Source organism: Bradyrhizobium sp. SZCCHNS1050 (assembly GCF_032484785.1).
Classification (GTDB): Bacteria; Pseudomonadota; Alphaproteobacteria; order Rhizobiales; family Xanthobacteraceae; genus Bradyrhizobium.
The window spans coordinates 3980961-3999806 of the sequence record NZ_JAUETR010000001.1; the positions used below are offsets into that span (position 1 = coordinate 3980961).

The 18846-nt window shown below is 66.5% G+C and carries 19 protein-coding genes; 10 read left to right on the top strand and 9 right to left on the bottom strand.

The window, feature by feature from the left end; all coding sequences use genetic code 11:
* The first annotated feature begins 23 nt into the window (after positions 1-23).
* Entirely contained in the window at positions 24-719 is a 696-nt protein-coding gene (locus QX094_RS17980; RefSeq protein ID WP_316166509.1) for a glutathione S-transferase family protein, read from the top strand.
* Here the strand turns inward: QX094_RS17980 and QX094_RS17985 are convergent.
* On the bottom strand, positions 716-1498 hold the full coding sequence (locus tag QX094_RS17985) for a crotonase/enoyl-CoA hydratase family protein (protein ID WP_316188079.1): 783 nt from the start codon (positions 1496-1498) through the stop codon (positions 716-718). The two genes, QX094_RS17980 and QX094_RS17985, sit on opposite strands and share 4 nt — an antisense overlap.
* Before the next feature lie 96 nt (positions 1499-1594).
* Here QX094_RS17985 and QX094_RS17990 point away from each other — a divergent pair, with 96 nt between their 5' ends.
* Positions 1595-2224, top strand: coding sequence for a helix-turn-helix domain-containing protein (locus QX094_RS17990; protein ID WP_315827643.1), 630 nt, complete (start codon positions 1595-1597; stop codon positions 2222-2224).
* Here the strand turns inward: QX094_RS17990 and QX094_RS17995 are convergent.
* The 4 genes from QX094_RS17995 to QX094_RS18010 form a co-directional block, all read right to left on the bottom strand.
* Positions 2199-2681: a hypothetical protein gene (locus tag QX094_RS17995; RefSeq protein WP_315714102.1), complete on the bottom strand. Its 483-nt coding sequence runs from the start codon at positions 2679-2681 to the stop codon at positions 2199-2201. The two genes, QX094_RS17990 and QX094_RS17995, sit on opposite strands and share 26 nt — an antisense overlap.
* A gap of 15 nt (positions 2682-2696) precedes the next feature.
* Entirely contained in the window at positions 2697-3194 is a 498-nt protein-coding gene (locus QX094_RS18000) for a hypothetical protein (protein ID WP_315827644.1), read from the bottom strand.
* A gap of 347 nt (positions 3195-3541) precedes the next feature.
* On the bottom strand, positions 3542-4225 hold the full coding sequence (locus QX094_RS18005) for an HAD family phosphatase (RefSeq protein ID WP_315714104.1): 684 nt from the start codon (positions 4223-4225) through the stop codon (positions 3542-3544).
* Entirely contained in the window at positions 4222-4443 is a 222-nt protein-coding gene (locus QX094_RS18010; RefSeq protein WP_315714381.1) for a cysteine-rich CWC family protein, read from the bottom strand. The genes QX094_RS18005 and QX094_RS18010 overlap by 4 nt, the downstream gene beginning before the upstream one ends.
* A 140-nt stretch (positions 4444-4583) precedes the next feature.
* Between QX094_RS18010 and QX094_RS18015 the strand changes: the two genes are divergently transcribed.
* The 4 genes from QX094_RS18015 to QX094_RS18030 all read left to right on the top strand — a co-directional run bounded on the left by QX094_RS18015 (position 4584) and on the right by QX094_RS18030 (position 10350).
* Positions 4584-6104, top strand: coding sequence for a DUF1800 family protein (locus tag QX094_RS18015; protein ID WP_315827645.1), 1521 nt, complete (start codon positions 4584-4586; stop codon positions 6102-6104).
* Entirely contained in the window at positions 6101-7324 is a 1224-nt protein-coding gene (locus QX094_RS18020) for a DUF1501 domain-containing protein (RefSeq protein WP_315827646.1), read from the top strand. Before QX094_RS18015 ends, QX094_RS18020 begins: the two co-directional genes overlap by 4 nt.
* A gap of 136 nt (positions 7325-7460) precedes the next feature.
* Positions 7461-7781, top strand: coding sequence for an antibiotic biosynthesis monooxygenase (locus QX094_RS18025; protein WP_315827647.1), 321 nt, complete (start codon positions 7461-7463; stop codon positions 7779-7781).
* Between the two features lie 586 nt (positions 7782-8367).
* Positions 8368-10350 carry an AI-2E family transporter gene (locus QX094_RS18030; RefSeq protein ID WP_315827648.1) on the top strand — a complete coding sequence of 661 codons (1983 nt, stop codon included), beginning with the start codon at positions 8368-8370 and terminating at the stop codon, positions 10348-10350.
* 161 nt (positions 10351-10511) lie between these two features.
* On the opposite strand, the gene QX094_RS18035 is transcribed toward QX094_RS18030, so the two are convergent.
* The 4 genes from QX094_RS18035 to QX094_RS18050 form a co-directional block, all read right to left on the bottom strand.
* Positions 10512-10973 carry a GNAT family N-acetyltransferase gene (locus QX094_RS18035; RefSeq protein ID WP_315827649.1) on the bottom strand — a complete coding sequence of 154 codons (462 nt, stop codon included), beginning with the start codon at positions 10971-10973 and terminating at the stop codon, positions 10512-10514.
* Positions 10974-11034: 61 nt separating this feature from the next.
* Positions 11035-11229: a hypothetical protein gene (locus tag QX094_RS18040; RefSeq protein ID WP_315714111.1), complete on the bottom strand. Its 195-nt coding sequence runs from the start codon at positions 11227-11229 to the stop codon at positions 11035-11037.
* Positions 11230-11742: 513 nt separating this feature from the next.
* Positions 11743-12393, bottom strand: coding sequence for a glutathione S-transferase family protein (locus tag QX094_RS18045; RefSeq protein ID WP_315714112.1), 651 nt, complete (start codon positions 12391-12393; stop codon positions 11743-11745).
* A gap of 193 nt (positions 12394-12586) precedes the next feature.
* Positions 12587-13819: a glycosyltransferase family 87 protein gene (locus QX094_RS18050; protein WP_315714113.1), complete on the bottom strand. Its 1233-nt coding sequence runs from the start codon at positions 13817-13819 to the stop codon at positions 12587-12589.
* A gap of 191 nt (positions 13820-14010) precedes the next feature.
* Between QX094_RS18050 and QX094_RS18055 the strand changes: the two genes are divergently transcribed.
* The 4 genes from QX094_RS18055 to QX094_RS18070 all read left to right on the top strand — a co-directional run bounded on the left by QX094_RS18055 (position 14011) and on the right by QX094_RS18070 (position 18757).
* Positions 14011-15213 carry a pyridoxal phosphate-dependent aminotransferase gene (locus QX094_RS18055; protein WP_315714114.1) on the top strand — a complete coding sequence of 401 codons (1203 nt, stop codon included), beginning with the start codon at positions 14011-14013 and terminating at the stop codon, positions 15211-15213.
* A 120-nt stretch (positions 15214-15333) separates the two neighbouring features.
* On the top strand, positions 15334-15858 hold the full coding sequence (locus QX094_RS18060) for a DUF992 domain-containing protein (protein ID WP_315714115.1): 525 nt from the start codon (positions 15334-15336) through the stop codon (positions 15856-15858).
* A 197-nt stretch (positions 15859-16055) separates the two neighbouring features.
* Positions 16056-16532: a DUF992 domain-containing protein gene (locus QX094_RS18065; protein ID WP_315714116.1), complete on the top strand. Its 477-nt coding sequence runs from the start codon at positions 16056-16058 to the stop codon at positions 16530-16532.
* A 176-nt stretch (positions 16533-16708) separates the two neighbouring features.
* A complete protein-coding gene (locus QX094_RS18070) occupies positions 16709-18757 on the top strand; it encodes an elongation factor G (protein WP_315750067.1) in 2049 nt (682 codons plus the stop codon).
* The last annotated feature ends 89 nt before the right edge of the window (positions 18758-18846 follow it).

The window sequence follows — 18846 nt, forward strand, 5'->3', positions numbered from 1 at the left end:
CGGATTTGGAGGAAGGACCGGGAATGGCCGTGAAACTGTATGAACTCGTCGGGACCGATGCGAGCCGACCGTTCAGTCCCTATTGCTGGCGCACGCGGATGGCGCTGGCGCACAAGGGGCTGAGCGCTGATACGATTCCGTGGCGCTTCACCGAGAAGAGCGCGATCGCGCCGCATGGATCGGAGAAGGTGCCGGTCATGCTCGACGGCGACCGCGCGGTCGCCGATTCCTGGGCGATCGCCAACTACCTCGAGGACACCTATCCGGACCGGCCCTCGCTGTTCGGCGGCGCCGGCGGCCGCGCGATGGCGCGCTTCCTCAATGCCTGGGGCGATATCGCCATCGTCGGCGGCATCTTTCCGCTGATCATCGCCGACATTCCGAAGAACCTCGCCGCCGAGGATGCCGACTATTTCCGCAAATCGCGCGAGGCGCGGTTCGGCAAGAGCCTCGAAGAGGTCATGGCCTCGCGCGACCAGGCGGTCATCGGCTTCCGCAGGTCGCTGGAGCCGCTGCGGCAAACCCTGAAGACGCAGGCCTTCATCGGCGGCGATACGCCTGACTATGCCGACTACATCGTGTTCGGCGGGTTCCAATGGGCGCGCGTGGTGAGCCCGTTCCGGCTGCTCGAGGAGAGCGACAGCGTCCATGCCTGGCGCGAGCGGCTGCTCGATGCATTCGATGGGCTGGCGCGCAAGTCGCCGGGCCATCCGGTCTAGCAACGCGGCGGCCGGCGCTCGCGCCAGGCCGCCAGCCCATCGGTGAGATCGCGGCTGCCGACCAGGCTCGCGAACTGTTCGCTCTCGACCTGTAGCCCTTCGCCGATCGCCATGTTGAGCCCGCGCGTCGCGGCGGTGATGATGCCGGCGACGGTGTCCGGCCCGTGGCGGATGATGCGCTGTGCCAGCGCGCGCGCCGCCGGCAACAGCTCGTCGTGCGGCACGACGGCGTTGACGAGGCCGATCTCCAGCGCGCGCTGTGCCGGGAAAGAATCGCCGGTCAGCAGCAGCTCGAGTCCGCGCTTGCGGCCGACCAGCCGCGGCAGCCGCTGCGTGCCGCCGAAGGTCGGCGGCATGCCGAGCCTGATCTCGGGCTTGGCGAAGCTGGCGCGCTCGCTGGCGACCGCAAGATGCACGGCCTCGGTGATCTCGCAGCCGCCGCCGAAGGCGAGCCCGTTGACGGCGGCGATGACCGGCTTGCGGAACGCCTCCAGCCGCGCCGTCATCGCCTGGCCACGCCGGACGAAGTCGCGCAGCGCGGCAGCGCGCCCCTGGCGGACGCTTGCGGTGAATTCGTCTATGTCGGCGCCGGCCGAGAAGGCGCGTTGTCCCGCACCGGTGAGGATCACGGCCCTGACGCCGGCATCGGTCTCGATGCGGTCGAGCGCGGCCATCAATCGATCGATCAGCGCGTAGCTGAGCGCGTTCAGCCGCTGCGGCCGGTTCAGCGTGATCACGGCGATGCGGTCGGAGATGTCGAGCAGGATGAGGTCGGTCATGGTGTCTCGCAGGCTGGCGGTTGGAGCAGGCGAAGACTAGGCGCCGCGGCAGCCGAGGTATATTCACTGGTCAGTATACATTGACCGAGCGCCGCCATGCCCCGTTCCTCCGATCCCACGCCCGCCCGCATCGTCGCCGCCGCGAGCAGGCTGTTCTATGCCGAGGGCATCCGCGCCGTCAGCGTCGACGCGGTGGCAGAGAAGGCGGGGGTTACCAAGAAGACGCTGTACTATCATTTCCGCAGCAAGGACGATCTGGTCGCGGCCTATCTCGCCGCGCGCGACCAGCCGAACCTGACGCTGTTCAAGCGCTGGTTCGACGAGACCGAGGGCGGGCTGCCCGACAAGATCGCCGGGATCTTCAACCAGCTCGCGCGCGCCGCGCGACATCCGAAATGGCGCGGCTGCGGCTTCCTGCGCACCACCGCAGAGCTCGCCAATCTGCCCGGCCATCCCGCGATCAGGATCGGCGCCGCCCACAAGAAGAAGTTCGAGGCCTGGCTGCAGGCGATCTTCGAGGAGCAGGGAATTGCCGAAGCCGGCGGGCTCGCGCGGCAGATGCTGCTGCTGCTCGACGGCGCCTTCGCGGTCGTGCTGCTGCATCGGGACGCCAGCTACATGGAAACCGCGGGCGCGGCGGCACGGACGCTGGTCGCGGCGGCGCTGCCAAAGGGGAGGCGATACGCTCCCCGCAGCACTGTCAGCCGGCGCAGCCGTGTCCCCTGACCTGCTCGCCGCGAACGATCGTTGCGACCATCCGGCTCGCCATGCCGTCGAAATCGGATGGCTTGATGTAGCCGGCGGCGTAGGCTTCCTGGGTGAGCCGTTCGATCCTTCGATCCTCGGCGGTGGTCCATACGCCCGCGATATAGGCGGCGCCGGCCGGACCATAGGTCTCGGGATAGCGCTCGTTCTGGTTCTGCCGGTGATAGTAGTAGTGGTTGAGGCCGCTGATGAAGCTGTCGCGCTTGGCGCCGCAGCGGTCGCTCCAGGCGAGGTCGAGCGACTTCAGCGCGTCTTCGCGCTGCGAACGCCGGGCGTCCTCGGTGTATTTCTCGTGGTCCTGAAACTCCGCGCCGGTGACCGGCGGAAACGCCGCCGCGGTCGGCGCTTCGGTCAGGAACAGGCGTCCGCCAACCTGCCAGACGACGATGGCCGCAATGATGAAGATCAGCCGGTTCATGGCAGCGCTCGTTTGCTATCGCCGGTCCCGTTGCGCCTGCCGCGTCCGGCACACCGCCGACTCGTCGGACCAGAAGGCGGGTCCGGCGAATTGCGGGACCTCCTCGCGCACATCGGCCGGAAAGTCCGCCTTGGTGATTCCCTTCTCCTCGAAGGCTTCGAACAACGCCTCCTTCACGCGCTGATCGAGCGGCGTGCCGACGCTGTCGGCCGCCTCCTGGAGCGATTTGTCGGTGCAGATCTTTGCGCCCCAGAACTGCCGCTTGCAATCCAGCTTGGCAACATAGGCGCGGGTGTAGGCCGTCAGTGCGTCCACCAGGTTCTGCTTCATGGTCTTGTCGCACGGCGACAGCTTGTAGGCCGTGGCGGCCTGCAACGCGTCCATCCGCAACGCGTCGAGCTTGGGATTCTTGTCGCTCTGCGAGGTGTGCTGCGCGAGCCACGCCTTGCGGTCGAACTCCTTTGCCTCCGGGCCGTCGAAGGTCATGTCGACCGTCGGGGATAGGGGAGCCACGACAGCCACGACCCCCGGCGCCGGCGCAGCAAGGTTTGAGACCGTTTCAATCGAAGCTGTCCGCATCATGCCCCGCCACGGTCCATCCGGAAGCGGAAATCCCCTGACCGCCCAACTCACACCTGCGAACGCAGCCAAAAATGCCGCACCCGCGGCGCCAATGAATCGCAACATGAAATGAGCCCATCCGCCAACGCCCAGCAAAGTAGTGCGTGCGGGTTAATGCATCCGATAGGACTGCGGACGGCGCGCAACGACGTGAACCTATCGTGACCGTGTTCGGCCGCGTTTGAAGAAAATGGCTCATGAGAAGGCTGCACGGCGATTCACGGCCTGCCGAGGTGACGTCACGTCCTGACGGGCAACACCGAACGGCGCGCGAGCAGCGCGATGGCGGCATCGAGATCCGGCAGCACGGCCGCCGCATTCGCCCGCGAATGATCGTTCGGCGGCACGATGTCCGGCACCATCAGGGTGATCGCGCCGGCGGCGTGCGCCGAGGCGACGCCGGGATTGGAATCCTCGATCGCGACGCAGGCCGGCGCGTGCGTCCGCAGCCGTTCCGCGGCGAGCAGATAGAGGTCCGGATGCGGTTTGGCGCGGGCCACGTCGTCGCGTGTCAGGACCGCATCGAAGCGGTGATCGATGCGGGCGAGGCGGAGATGCTCCGCGGCCGTGCGGCGCGAGGACGAGGTGACGACCGCCTTGGGCAGGCCGACCGCGTCGATCGCATCGAGCAGCGCGATGACGCCGGGCTTCAGCGGCATGCCCGCCTGCAGGATCTCGACCGTCTTGGCCGCGAACAGGCGGTTGACTTCGGCCAGCGGAAAATCGTCGCCGAAATGGTCGCGCAGGGTCTGCTCGTTGTCGGGTCCGGGAATGCCGATCATCGCATGGCAGAGCTCGACGACGCCGTCGCTGTAGCCGAGCGCATTCAGCGCCGCGATCGCAGCTTCGAGATAGACCTTCTCGGTGTCGAGCAGCGTGCCATCCATGTCGAGCAGGACGGCTTCGACGTGCCAGCGCGTCACGAGCCCGGCTCCGGTTTGCCGGCCAGTCTCTTGAGGCAGTTGGCGCACAGGCAGTCCTTGAAATTGCTTTGTCCGGTCTTGGGCAGCGGCAGGCGCACGGTCTCGTCGAAGCACCAGCAGGAGCCGCCCGGATCGCAGCTGAACGCCGTGCCGCACGACTCGCAGATGAGTTGCCGCGCGGTCATGTCCGCTAAACGATTTGTCACCTTCGGAACCACGTCCGACCAGCCCCTTTTCATGTCCGGTTCATCTGCTGGGGCAAGTATAGTGCGTGACAATCTGCCGCGCCATCGCAGTCTGCGGTCGCGGCAACACAGCGTTTCGGGAGCTCCCGCGATGACGGGCTCGAGGATGTGGCATGGCGCGTGATGCTCGAGCGGCTCTTGTCGCATTGAATCGCTTCGGCTTCGGCGCGCGTGGCGGTGCCTCGGGCGATCTCGTCAATGCGGCGTCGGACCCGCGCGGCTTCGTCAAGGCCGAGCTCGGCCGTCCCGATGGAGCGCTGCTGGAGGCCCCGGGTCTGCAGCCGACGGCAGCACTCGCCGCTGCCGTCTTCGCCTATCAGGACGAGGTCAAGCGGGCCCGCGAGGCCGCGAAGTCTGAGGCTGCGCCGCAGGACCCGTCCAGCCCCACGCGCGGCCTTTCGACGAACGGCGCGGACAAAGCCATGGCCGCAACGCCCTCGGCGGCCCCAGCGGCCGGTGCCGACTCCGCATCCGCGATGCAGGGAGCGCCGGCAAAGCCCGCGCAAGCCCAGCAGCCGCCCAACGTCGTCCAGAAGACGTTCCGTGCCGAAGCGCTGGCGCGGCTGCAGCGCGCGGTGCTCGCCGATTGCGGCTTCACCGAGCGGCTGGTGGCGTTCTGGTCGAATCATTTCTGCATCTCCGCCGGCAAGGGCGAGTTGGCGCGAATGTGGGCCGGCGCGTTCGAGCGCGAGGCGATCCGGCCGCACGTGCTCGGGCGCTTCGTCGACATGCTGAAGGCGGTCGAGCAGCACCCGGCGATGCTGTTCTTTCTCGACAACCAGGAATCGCTCGGACCGGACTCGCGCGCCGGCCAGAACCGCAAGCGCGGCCTCAACGAGAATCTCGCGCGCGAGATCATGGAGCTGCACACGCTGGGTGTCGGCGGCGGCTACGGCCAGGAGGACGTGACCTCGCTGGCGCGCATCATCACCGGCTGGAGCTTCGCCGGCCGCAACGCCCGCAACGCGGCGCCCGGCAGCTTCGTGTTCAATGCCAATGCGCATCAGCCGGGGCCGCAGACGTTGCTCGGCAAGGTCTATGCGGATGATGGCCTCGCCCAGGGCGAAGCGGCGCTCGCGGACATCGCGCGGCATCCGTCGACCGCGAAGTTCATCGCCGCCAAGCTCGCACGTCATTTCATTGCCGACGATCCGCCGCCCGCGCTCGTCGCGCGACTCGAAGCCGTGTTCAGGAGGAGCGATGGCGACCTCAAGGCGCTGACTTTGGCGCTGGTGGACTCCGACGATGCCTGGTCGGCGCCGCTCACCAAGATCCGCTCGCCCTATGAGTTCCTGGTCGCCGGCGGCCGGCTGCTGGCGCGCGTGCCGGAGGATCCCGGCTTCTATCTCGCTTCCCTGAACACCCTGGGCCAGCCGTTGTGGACGCCCGCGGGACCAAACGGATTCGCTGATACCAATGCGGTGTGGGCCGCGCCGGAAGGCATGAAGCTGCGGCTGGACATCTCGTCGCAGCTCGGCGGCCGACTCGGCAACAATCTCGATCCGCGCGAGCTGCTCGAGCTCGTCGCCGGCGATGCTGCGTCGACCGAGACACGCCGCACCATCGAGCGCGCGGAGTCGCGCCAGCAGGCGCTGGCGCTGCTGCTGATGTCGCCGGAATTCCAGAGGAGATGACGATGGACCGGATCGCGACCTCGCTGTCGACCTCGCGACGCCACTTGCTGCTGGCAGGCGCGTCATTCGCCGCGTGGGGCTATTTGCCGAAATTCGCCCGCGCCGCCGACCAGCGCGATCCGCGGCTGATCGTCGTAATCCTGCGCGGCGCGCTCGATGGTCTCGCCACCGTCGCGCCGGTCGGCGATCCCGACTACGCCGGACTGCATGGCGCGATCGCGCTGACGACGACGGGACCAACTCCGGCGCTGCCGCTCGACTCGTTCTTTGCGCTGCATCCGTCGATGCCGGAATTCGCGCGCATGTATCGTGACAAGCAGGCTGCCGTGGTTCACGCGGTCGCGACACCATATCGCGAGCGCTCGCATTTCGATGGCCAGGACGTGCTCGAAAGCGGCTTCGCCGGTCCCGGCCGCGTGCAATCGGGCTGGCTGAACCGCGCAGTCGAGGCGCTGCCGCGCGGCCCCCGCGTCACGGGCGCGCTCGCGGTCGGTCCGACGGCACCGCTGGTGCTGCGCGGCGCAGCGCCCACCGTCGGCTGGGCGCCGGTAACCTTGCCGCAGGCCGATGACGACACCGCGACGCGGCTGGTCGACCTCTATGCGCATCGCGATCCCGCATTGGCGGCTGCGCTGTCGCAAGGGCTGAAGCTCGAGAAGGTCGCGTTCGGTGACGACATGAAGCCCAAGCCGGGCGGCAACCAGATCGCGGCGATGCGCCAGGTCGCGCGCGGCGCGGCGAAGCTGATCGCGGCGGATGATGGTCCGCGCATCGCGGCGCTGGCCTTCGACGGCTGGGATACGCATGCCAATGAAGGCGGCGCAATCGGCCGGCTGGCGCAGCTGTTGTCGGGTCTCGACGGCGCGCTCGCCGAGTTCGAGAGCGGTCTTGGCCCGCGCTGGCGGGATACGGTCGTGGTGGTCGCAACCGAGTTCGGGCGCACGGCGAAGATCAACGGTACCCAGGGGACCGATCATGGCACCGGGACGATTGCGCTGCTCGCCGGCGGCGCGGTGAAGGGCGGGCGGGTGATCGCCGACTGGCCGACGCTGAAGATGGCGAGCCTCTACCAGGGACGCGATCTTGCGCCGACGACGGATCTGCGCGCGGTGTTCAAGGGCGTACTCGCCGATCATCTCGGCGTCGGCGAGCACGCGCTCGGCGGCGCGGTGTTTCCGGACAGCGCGGCCGTGAAGCCGATCAAGGGGCTCGTGGCCTAGGGCTCGCTTGCGCCCTGTCCTGATCGGGGCTCTGAAGCATTCCACATCGCGGCATCAGCGGCCACCGCCGCTGGCGCATTGCACCGCGAAGTCTGCTACTCCTCGACCTGCGGCATTCACCCCTCAGGAGATCAGCATGTTCATCGCCATGAATCGTTTTCGCGTCGCCAAGGGCTCGGAGGCCGCCTTCGAGCAGGTCTGGCTGTCGCGCGACAGCCATCTCGACAAGGTGCCGGGCTTCGTCGAGTTTCACTTGTTGAAGGGACCGGAAGCGGAGGACCATACGCTGTATGCCTCGCACACGATCTGGGCGTCGAAAGCTGCGTTCGAGGACTGGACCAGGTCCGAAGCCTTCCGCGTCGCGCACCATCGGGCCGGCGACACCAAGGTGCACTATCTCGGCCCGCCGCAGTTCGAGGGGTTCGAGGTCCGCCAAACGGTGGGCAGCAAGACGTAGGACAAGGACAGAGTCCACCATTCAGACGAGATCCGTCTCCGCGGCCCGTCTTGGCTGAGCACGGCCGAGCGGACGCTTGATTTGCGCTGAACGACACGGCGGCCGACAGGACCCGGACGGTCGCCGGTCGTGCGCCCTCGGAAGCTGCTCGCGCCGGGCCTCGCCGGGCAAGCCGTACCGCCGAACCTGCTGACATCAACAAGGACGACGCCCCAGTGAAGCTCCGGCTGAGTCGCGGAGATGCGACGGTGTGCCGACGCTGACCAGTCGTCGCCGTCGGCAGACGCGCATGCGACCTCAGGCGCTCTCGGGAACTGGAGCCTCACGAGGCTGTTATCGCGTGTCTGAAACAGGAAGCCGAATGTCCGGCAGGGCGGGCAGCGCCAGCCAGCGCCCTCGGTCGTTCTGTTCTAGCGAAGGCCCGGATGGTTGCTCGGATCGAGGACGAACCTTCCGGCATATGACCACCGGCGCCGGCGACATCGTCAGAAGCTTCCCTCCGTTGCAACGCGCCACCTTCGTCGACGTTGACAGCCTGACCGCTTGAGCGACGCGCGCCGCCCTTCCTCGTTCGGAGAGAGATTCGATGATCATCAGACAGCCGCTCAAGGTCCGCACCCCAGAGGAAGTTCTCGGGCTGATCAGCGCGCTGGCCGTCGCCATTTTTGCGGTCATCATCATCGCGCTGCTGTATTTCGGTCGCGATATCCTGGTCCCCGTGGCCCTGGCCATCCTGCTCAGCTTCGTATTGGCGCCATTGGTCGCGCAACTGCAGCGGCTTCGTGCCCCGCGCGGACTGGCCGTCGTCAGCGTGGTCGTTCTCGCATTCGTCGTGATCTTTACACTGGGCAGCCTGCTCGCCACCCAGCTCACCCAGCTTGCCAGTGAGCTGCCGAACTATCAATCGACGATGAGCAACAAGATCCAGTCGTTCCGCGACACCAAAGCCGGCAGAGGGACGCTCGAGCGTGCATCGGACATGCTCAAGGATCTGGGCAAGGAACTCGACAAACCGAATGAGCCGGAAGCGGCTCGGCCGCCGAGCGGACTGCGAACGAATTCCTCAGTCCCTGTGACCCCGATCCCGGTGGAGGTCCGGCAGCCCGATCCCGGAGCGCTAGACAGTCTCCGCACGCTGATTTCGCCGCTCATTCATCCGCTGGCGACGACCGGCATCATCATCATCTTCGTGATCTTCATATTGCTTCAACGCGAGGACCTGCGGAATCGGCTCATTCGCCTTGCGGGCTCATCCGACCTGCAGCGCACCACGGCGGCGCTCGATGATGCGGCTTACAGGCTCAGCCGGCTGTTCCTCACCCAGCTCGCCCTGAACGGCGGATTCGGCGTCGTGATCGGCGTCGGCTTGTGGTTCATCGGCATCCCCAGCGCCCTCCTTTGGGGGATCCTCGCCGCAGCGCTTCGGTTCGTGCCCTATATCGGCGCCGTCATCGCCGCGGCGTTTCCGCTTGCTCTGGCGGCAGCGGTCGACCCTGGCTGGTCGATGCTGATTTGGACCTTGGCCCTGTTTCTCGTGGTCGAGCCGTTGCTCGGCCACGTCATCGAACCGATGGTCTATGGGCGCAGCACGGGCCTGTCCCCCGTGGCGGTGGTCGTTTCAGCCGTGTTCTGGACCGCGCTGTGGGGCCCAATCGGGTTGGTGCTCGCGACGCCGCTGACGGTCTGCCTGGTCGTCATCGGACGACATGTGGAGCGCCTGGAGTTCCTCGACGTCATGTTCGGTGATCGTCCAGCGCTGTCTCCTCCCGAGATCTTCTACCAGCGCATGCTTGCGAACGATCCGACGGAAGCGGCCGAGAAGGCAGAGGAGTTCTTGAAGGAGCGCTCGTTGATTGCCTATTGCGACGAGGTCGCGGTGAAGGGACTGCAATTGGCCCAAGCCGACGCCGACCGAGGGGCGCTCGCCTATGATCGCCTTGCAACGATCCGTGACGCCGTCGCCGAGTTGACCGCCGATCTTTCCGATCAAAATGATGGTCCGCTGGCGAAACGCGAGACCACCAGCGATCCGGAAGCTGCATCGGCCGTCGACAGCTCGGCCAGCAGTGGGGCAATCGACACGATACCCATCCTCAGCAAGGACAATCTCGCCGAAGGATGGCGGAGCGAGCAGCCGGTCCTGTGCGTGGCCGGGCGAACCCCGATCGACGAAGCGGCGGCGGTGATTCTCGCGCAACTGTCGTCGGTGCACGGGTTGGGCGCGAAGGTCTCAGGAGCGGAGGCGCTCTCGACGGCGAACGTCATCAAGCTCGAGCCCGCAGGTGTTGCGATTGCCTGCCTGATCTATATCGGCAATTCCGGCGTTGCACATATGCGCTACTCCGTTCGTCGCTTGAAGCGACGACTCCCCAAGGCAAGAGTGATGTTGGTCTGCTGCGCGGCCGACGTCGATCAGGAGGCCGCGAAGGTGCTGCAGGAAGCCACCAAGGCCGATCTGGTCGCGGCGAGCATGGGTGAGGCTGTCAGAATGTGCGTCGAAGTCGCGCAGGCGAAGGCTTCTCAGCAGGTCCCATTGAAGCAGCAGAACACGACGACCAACGTAGCGTGAGACGCGCCACGTCCAACGACCAAGGCCAGACAAAAAAATGCGGCCCCGGTCAGAGACGGCGACTGACGGGGACCGCTGAAACGCGTGACCGGTGACGGGGGATGATCAGGCGCTCGATGGAGCGTAGGCCTGCCCCGTGACGGCGGCGTGACACCGCCCGTTCACAGCGCCTTGCGGTAGACGATGAAGCCCGAGCGCTCGGCGATCTTGTCGTAGAGCACCTGTGCCGTGGTGTTGGTCTCGTGCGTCTGCCAATAGACCCGCGGCGCACCGGCCTGACGCGCTTCGCGGTAGACCGCCTCGATCAGCGCCCGTCCGACGCCCTTGCCGCGGGCGGCCTCGCTCGTGAACAGGTCGTTGAGATAGCAGAGCGGCCCGATCGTGGTGGTGGCGCGATGAAACAGGTAGTGCGCCAAGCCGATCAACTCGCCACCGCTCTCGGCGACCAGGGCATGGACCGGCTCGTCGGCATCGAAGAAGCGCGACCATGTCATCGCGGTCACCTCGGCCGGCAGCGCCGTCGGCCCCGAACGGCCGTAGAAGGCATTGTAGCCGTCCCAGAGCGGCAGCCAGTGATCATGGTCGTCGCGCGCGATGGCGCGCACAGTGAGTGCTTCGTGCATGAAGGCTTCGCCGTCCGTTTGAATCTCGACGGACCTTCGATACGCGCAGCCGCGTTGGCGATCAATCCGGGACGGGCTGCACCGGTTCGGCGGCGGGCGGCCGTACCAGCTCGACATAGACGGACCGATCTTCCTCGGTCAGCGGCGAGAGCGAGAGCTCGCCCCGCCGCTCGATCAGGATCAGCAGTGACGCCGCCAGCAGGATCGCGAGTGCCAGGGTCACGGCAACGATTACGACCGTTGATTTCATCGCCATTTTGTGCGCGAGACAATCATCGCCTGTTGTCGCGAAAACCGCGAAGGGTTGTCAAAATGGCTTCCTGTTAAGCGGGCATCGACAAGACGGCGCGGATCGACACCACCGCGATGGTGACGCTGACACCCAACGAGAGCGTGCTGGCCGCGATCGTTGCGACCACGGCGGTGGTCAGGCTGGGCGAAAGGGTGAGCGTTGCGTGGTCGTGAAAGCCGCTGACGGGCGTACGGAGCCCTCTACGGTGGTTCGACTCCTGCGGCGACGCATGGCCGCGGACCCAACTGAACCTCGGAACGGAAGCAAGACGCCACCCGGACATGAAGTCGAAATCCCTTACCCATACATCCGCGAGCGAATCACTCGCAGAGGTAAATTCTAAGGTCGCGCTGGGCAGGATTGCGGCGGCAAATCGGAAAAAAAGGCAGGAACATGGCGCTGGCGGTGTTTGTTCCCGCCGATGCGTGTATTTTCCCCGCTGTTCTACGGACAGCCAGTAGTTTTACGGTGAATGCCTCACCCGTAGTCGGCGGCGATGCCGGCTGAATCGATCAGTGCCGGCTGCCAATCCATCGCGACGAAACCGGGTGTCTGTTCGACGCGGCGCAGCCAGTTGCGGATCTTCGGGAAGGTCGACAGATCGAAGTCGCAGCGATCGGCGACGTGGGTGTAGCCGTAGAGCGCGATGTCTGCGACCGTCAGCTGCTTCGCGGCAAAGTAGTCGTTGCTCTTGAGATGATTCTCCATCACCTGGAGCGCGGCGTAGCCGCGCTCCATCCAGTCCTCGAGCGCATGTGTCTGCAGGTCGCGCCCGCCCTTGACCAGCAGCAGCCAGAAATAGGCGGCGCCGATGTTCGGCTCCAGCGCATGCTGCTCGAAGAACATCCACTGCAGCGCTTCGGCGCGCTCGATGCGCTGCTCCGGCACCAGCGGCGTGCCGCCGGCGACATACCAGAGGATCGCGTTCGATTCGGCGATGAAGCGGTCCTCGCCGACCTCCAGCAGCGGCACCTGGCCGCTGGGATTCTTGGCGAGAAAATCCGGCGTGCGGCTCTCGCCGCGCAGGATGTCGATCTCGATCGCCTGATAGGGCGCGTTCAGAAGCGCGAGCGCAAGGCGGACCTTGTAGCTGTTGCCTGACCGCTGCATCGAATAGAGCTTGTACATCCGGCCGATTTCGAGTTCGAGGAATCAAAGGTTGGACGCATCGCACATCCAGACGCCAGATCGTCCCGCAATGCGGCCAGACAATGATGCCGATGGGCGCAGGCTGCAAGAGCCGGCGGATGGAAAAAGTCGAAATGCGCTACTGCACTGCACTCTCGAATAACAACTTTCCAATAGATTCAAACAATCGAGATCACGCCTGCGCGATGCGTGCGTGTCCACCGATCTCGACGGCGCGATCGGTGAGAGCGCGGCGCAGGGTCAGCGTGAACAGGGCCATCAGAACGATGAGGCCCAACGGTATCGTCGTCAGCCCGGCGACGCTGCGCGAGAGTAGCGGCACGATCCAGGCGGCCGCGAGCACGCTGAGCTCGTAGTCGCGAAAGCCGTTCGCGAGGCCGTGCCGGACGAAGAAGATGATCGCGACCGCGACGACGACGAGGTCGTAGTCGAGCACGTAGGGCGTCGCCAGCAGGCTCGCGCTCGCCAGTGCCGAAGCCTTGAGATCGAACGCGGCCTCGCTCTGCCACAGCCATGCAAGTCCGGCCGCGAGCGACAGCGCCAGCAGGCTCTGCAGCGCATAGGCGGACCTGATATCGGCGCCCCAATGACGCGCGGCCGAGAACACCGACTGGATCTTCTCCCAGCCGGTGCCGCCTTGCTCAAGCACGACGCTCTGTGTGAAGGTCATCGACTGGAAGAAAGCGTGCCAGACGTCGCTGCCGAGCGCGGCGAAGCTGATCGCGACCAGCGCGGCCACCGTGGCGGCTGCCGCAGCAATCGTCGGCCAGCGCGTGCCTGCGAGCAGCGCCACGGGAATGAGCACGCCGAATTGCGGCTTGTAGGCGAGCAGGCCGATCAGGAAGCCGGCCGCCCACGGCCGGCCGCGCTCCATCAGCAACAGCGCGCCGCCGAGCAGCGCCGCGGTGAAAAACGCGTTCTGGCCGTGACCGATGTTGACGAACACGGCGGGAAAGGCGGTCGCGACCAGCAGGGTCCCGGAACGCGGCAGGATTGCGCGCATGACCGCGAGGTATGCGAGCAGGCTCGACACGACCCAGAGCGCGAGCCCTCCGGCATAGGGCAGCAGGGCGGTGATGGCGGCGATCGCGAAGAAGAAGGGCGGGTAGTGCCAGCCGAAGAACGGCACGTCGCGGCCGTCGAATACGGCCTTTTCCGTCGCATGCTGCAGCGGCGGATCATAGGCATCGGCCGCCTTGCCCTGAAGGGTCAGCACGCCTGCCGCATAGACATTGGAGAAGTCGGTGCCGATCGGCTTGCCGTTGCGGTCGACCAGGCCATCGGACAGCGCGATCCAGCCGGCGATTGCCGCGATCGTGACCGCGAGCAGAATCCAGCTGTAGGACTTGATCCGCGTGGCCGTCAGCCAGTCGCCGGATCGCAGGGCGTACCCGATAGTGGTCATTTCGGCCTGAGACTCTGGATAATCGTCGGTCCACGCTAACGGGGCGGCTTTAACGTTCTCTAAAGTCTTGGGAGCCATGTGCCCAAGCTTCTTGCGATGCAGCGCTGGGGGCCCTACAAATGGGCGTTTCCCTGACATGACTGGTCGTGGCCCCGAGGGGGTGATCCACGACGCCTGCATAGGAGCTGATGATGTCCTTTCTCGCCGCTGCGCTCGACCGTGTGAAGCCGTCCGCGACCATCGCGGTCACGGATAAAGCGCGCGTCCTCAAAGCGGCGGGCCGCAACGTCATCGGCCTCGGCGCCGGCGAGCCGGATTTCGATACGCCCGACAACATCAAGCAGGCCGCGATCAAGGCGATCCAGGACGGCAAGACCAAGTATACCGCGGTCGACGGCATCCCCGAGCTGAAGGAAGCCATCATCGGCAAGTTCCAGCGCGAGAACGGCCTCACCTATAAGCCGAACCAGGTGATCGTCGGCGTCGGCGGCAAGCAGGTGCTGTACAATGCGCTGATGGCGACCATCAATCCCGGCGACCAGGTGATCATCCCGGCGCCGTACTGGGTCAGCTATCCCGAGATGGTCGCGCTCGCCGGCGGCGAGCCGGTGCCGGTGGTCTGCACCGCCGCCCACGGCTTCAAGCTGCAGCCGGAGGCGCTGGAGAAGGCGATCACGCCGAAGACCAAGTGGCTGATCCTGTGCTCGCCGTCGAACCCGACCGGCGCGGCCTACACCAAGGCCGAGCTGAAGGCGCTCACCGAGGTGCTGGTCAAGCATCCGCATGTCTGGATCATGACCGACGACATGTACGAGCACCTCGTCTATGACGACTTCGTGTTCACCACGCCGGCGCAGGTCGAGCCCTCGCTGTTCGACCGCACGCTGACCGTGAACGGCGTCTCCAAGGCCTATTGCATGACCGGCTGGCGCATCGGCTATGCCGGCGGTCCGGCGCACCTGATCAAGGCGATGGCGACGATCCAGTCGCAGTCGACCTCGAACCCGTGCTCGATCGCGCAATGGGCGGCGGTGGAGGCCCTGAACGGTCCGCAGGACTTCATCCCGGCCAACAACAAGGTGTTCAAGGAGCGCCGCGACCTCGTGGTGTCGATGCTGAACCAGGCGAATGGCATCGAATGCCCGCGGCCGGAAGGCGCGTTCTACGTCTATCCGTCCTGCGCCGGGACGATCGGCAAGACCGCGCCGTCGGGCAAGGTGATCGACAATGACGAGGCCTTCGTCACCGAGCTGCTGGAGACGGAGGGCGTCGCCGTGGTGCAGGGCTCGGCCTTCGGCCTCGGCCCGGCCTTCCGCATCTCCTACGCGACCAAGACCTCCGACCTCGAGGACGCCTGCAAGCGAATCCAGCGCTTCTGCGGCAATCTGAGGTAATCGGGCAACATCCTTCTCGAAACACCAGAAGCCAATTTCCAGGCCGAAAGGCGCCATGTTTTGAACATGGCGCCTTTCTTTTGTCGGCCGACAAGTCTGGTGGCGTAGGGTTGGAGTTCGATGCGGCTGCTTCTGCTGTCGATCGCGTTGATGGTGATGATCGTGCCGCTCGCGCAGGCCCATCAGGGGCGGCCGATGCGCGCCGGCGTGCTCGAATGCGAGGGACGAAAGACCTCCGGCAGGCTCGTGATGTCCCAGTCCCGCCTGCGCTGCGTGTTTCGCAGTCAGGGCCGCCAGCCGGAGCGCTATGTCGCCAAGGTCCGGCGTTACGGCCTCGATCTCGGCCTGACGGATGTGACCAGGATGGCGTGGGCGGTCAGCGCACCGGTCAACGATTTCGGCCGCAGCGAGCTGCGCGGGCGCTATGGCGGATTGTCCGCCAACGCTGCCGCTCTGGTCGGCTTCGGCGGCAGCTTCCTGGTGCGCGACACCGATCGCGCCGCGGCGCTGCAGCCGATCAGCCTGCAGGGGCAGACCGGCTTGAACCTCGCTGCCGGAATCACCGAGGTCGAGCTGGTGCCGCTGCTGCCGATCCACCCGAGCCCGAGCCGTTCATCGTCCTACTTCTCGCGTTTCTATCGCTGAGGCGCTCGATCGGAGAGACTCGGACACGTTCAGGCGAACGCGTCGCAATCGCTGCCTGCGTCGGCGCGCCGGCTCGTGCCGACGGCGCGCCGAATCTGGTGCGACTGTAAGGCTTGTGGCATAGACGTGGTGCCCTGTGATCGTGCGTCCGATCGACGGGTCTGCATCACACGTTCATTTCAGCCGGAGTTTTATTCATGCGCTCGACCATCCTCGCCGGGCTCGCCGCTGCGGTCGTCCTCTGCACCGGCACCGGCGCTGCCCAGGCGCAAGATCGCGTGCGGGTCGGTGTCCTCGAATGCCGCGGCGGCGCCAGTGTCGGCTTCATCGTCGGCTCGGTGACCCATCTCGGCTGCGTGCTGCGCGCCGACGGCCTGCCCGAGGACCGCTACGTCGCGACCATCCGCAAGGTCGGCCTCGATCTCGGCATCACCCAGGAATCGCTGCTGGCCTGGGTGGTCTATGCACCGGTCGCGCGGCTCGGGCCGGGCGATCTCTCCGGCGACTATGCCGGCGCCCAGGGCTCGGCCGCGGTCGGCGTCGGTGTCGGCGGCAACGTGCTGGTCGGCGGCTCCGCCAACTCGATCGCGCTGCAGCCGCTCAGCGTCCAGGGCCAGGTCGGCCTCAGCGTCTCGGCGGGGCTGCAAAGCCTCGAATTGCGCCCGGGGCGGTGATCTTCCCTTTGCCGTGAACAGCGCTCTTCCCGCCATCGTGCGGGAAGACGGCGCGATCCCCCGCACTGCAGCAACGTTTTTCGCAGGCCGCCTGCTTGCCAAAGCGGCAGCCGAGGCAGAGCATTCGGCTTTGCCGACCCAATCAAGGGCCGAGCTCCACAACGAGGAGGCGGCGAATGGGACAAGACCTGAGAAGTCCCCGAGGTCCACGGTGCATCGCGCTGGTGGGCCCTTTCCAAAGCGGTAAAACCACTCTCTTGGAGGCGATCCTGGCGCGGACCGGCGCGATCCCGCGCGCGGGCAGCGTCGACGCCGGCACCTCCGTCGGCGATGCCAGCCCGGAGGCGCGTCAGCACAAGATGAGCGTCGCCATGACGGCGGCGACCACGACCTTCATGGGCGACAGCTACACCTTCCTCGACTGTCCTGGCTCGATCGAATTCATCCACGACATGCGCGCCGCGCTGCCGGCGGTCGATGCCGCCATCGTGGTCTGCGAGGCGGACGAGAAGAAGCTGCCGCAATTGCAGATCATCCTGCGCGAGCTCGAGGAGCTGCGCATTCCGCGCTTCCTGTTTCTCAACAAGATCGACCGCGCCAATGCGCGGATCAGGGAGACGCTTGCCACATTGCAGCCGGCCTCGCGCGTGCCCCTGGTGCTGCGCCAGATCCCGATCTGGAACGGCGAATTGATCGAAGGGTTCGTCGACCTCGCGCTGGAGCGCGCCTTCATCTATCGCGAGCATAAGGCCTCCGAGGTGATCGCGCTCGAAGGCGGCGATCTCGACCGCGAGAAGGAGGCGCGCTTCTCGATGCTGGAGAAGCTCGCCGATCACGACGATTCGCTGATGGAGCAGCTGCTGGAGGACATCCCGCCGCCGCGCGACGCCGTGTTCGACGATCTGGCGCGCGAATTGCGCGAGGGATTGATCTGCCCGGTGCTGCTCGGATCGGCGTTGCGCGAGAACGGCGTGCTGCGGCTGATGAAGGCGCTGCGCCACGAGGCGCCCGGAATCGCCGAGACCGCGCAGCGGCTCGGTGTGAAGGACACCAAGGAGGCGCTCGGCTATGTCTTCAAGACGCTGCATCTGCAGCATGGCGGCAAGCTGTCATTGACGCGGGTGCTGTCCGGCCATCTCGACGACGGCGCGACGCTGCATGCCGCCTCGGGCGAGGCGGCGCGCGTGTCCGGCATCCTGGCTGCCACCGGCGCCTACGACAGCAAGCGCGCGGGCGCCCAGGCCGGGGACACGGTGGCGCTCGGCAAGCTCGATGCGGTCAAGACCGGCGATACGGTTGCGACCGGCAAGACGGCACCACCGCCGCTGGCAAAGGTGGAGGCGTGCCCGCCGGTGCTGGCGCTCTCGATCGCCGCCGTGGACCGCAAGGATGACGTCAAGCTCGGCCAGGCCTTGCAGCGGCTCCACGAGGAGGATCCGTCGCTGACCATGGTGCAGAACCCGCGCACCCACGACACCGTGCTGTGGGGGCAGGGCGAGATGCATCTGCGCGTCGCGCTGGAGCGGCTGCGCGACCGCTTCGGCGTCAACGTCAAATCGCACCAGCCCGCGATCGGCTACCAGGAGACCATCCGCAAGCCGATCACGCAGCGCGGCCGCCACAAGAAGCAGTCCGGCGGCCACGGCCAGTTCGGCGACGTGGTGCTCGACATCAGGCCGCTGCCGCGCGGCGAAGGCTTCCGCTTTGCCGAGAAGGTGGTCGGCGGCGCGGTGCCGCGCAACTATATCCCGGCGGTGGAGGAGGGCGTCGTCGACGCAATGGCCCGCGGCCCCCTGGGCTTTCCGGTGATCGACGTCGAGGTGACGCTCACCGACGGCTCCTATCACAGCGTGGATTCGTCCGACCTCGCGTTCCGCACCGCGGCGCGGGTCGGCGTCGGCGAGGGGCTGCCGCAATGCCAGCCGGTGCTGCTGGAGCCGATTCACACCGTCGAGATCGTCTGCCCGACGGAGGCGACCGCCAGGATCAATGCGATCCTCTCGGCGCGGCGCGGCCAGATCCTGTCCTTCGATACCCGTGACGGCTGGCCGGGCTGGGACTGCGTCCGGGCGATGATGCCGGAGGCGGAGATCGGCGAGTTGATCGTCGAATTGCGTTCGGCGACGGCCGGCGCCGGCAGCTTCACCCGCCAATTCGACCACATGGCCGAGGTGACCGGCCGCGCCGCCGACCACATCATCGCCTCCCATCGCGACGCCGCCTGAGCCGAACGCTCCGCGCCGAACAGCGCCGGCCCGTCATCCTCTCTCGGGATGGCGGGCCGGATCGCGTCGGGACCTTTGCTCGCGCGCGC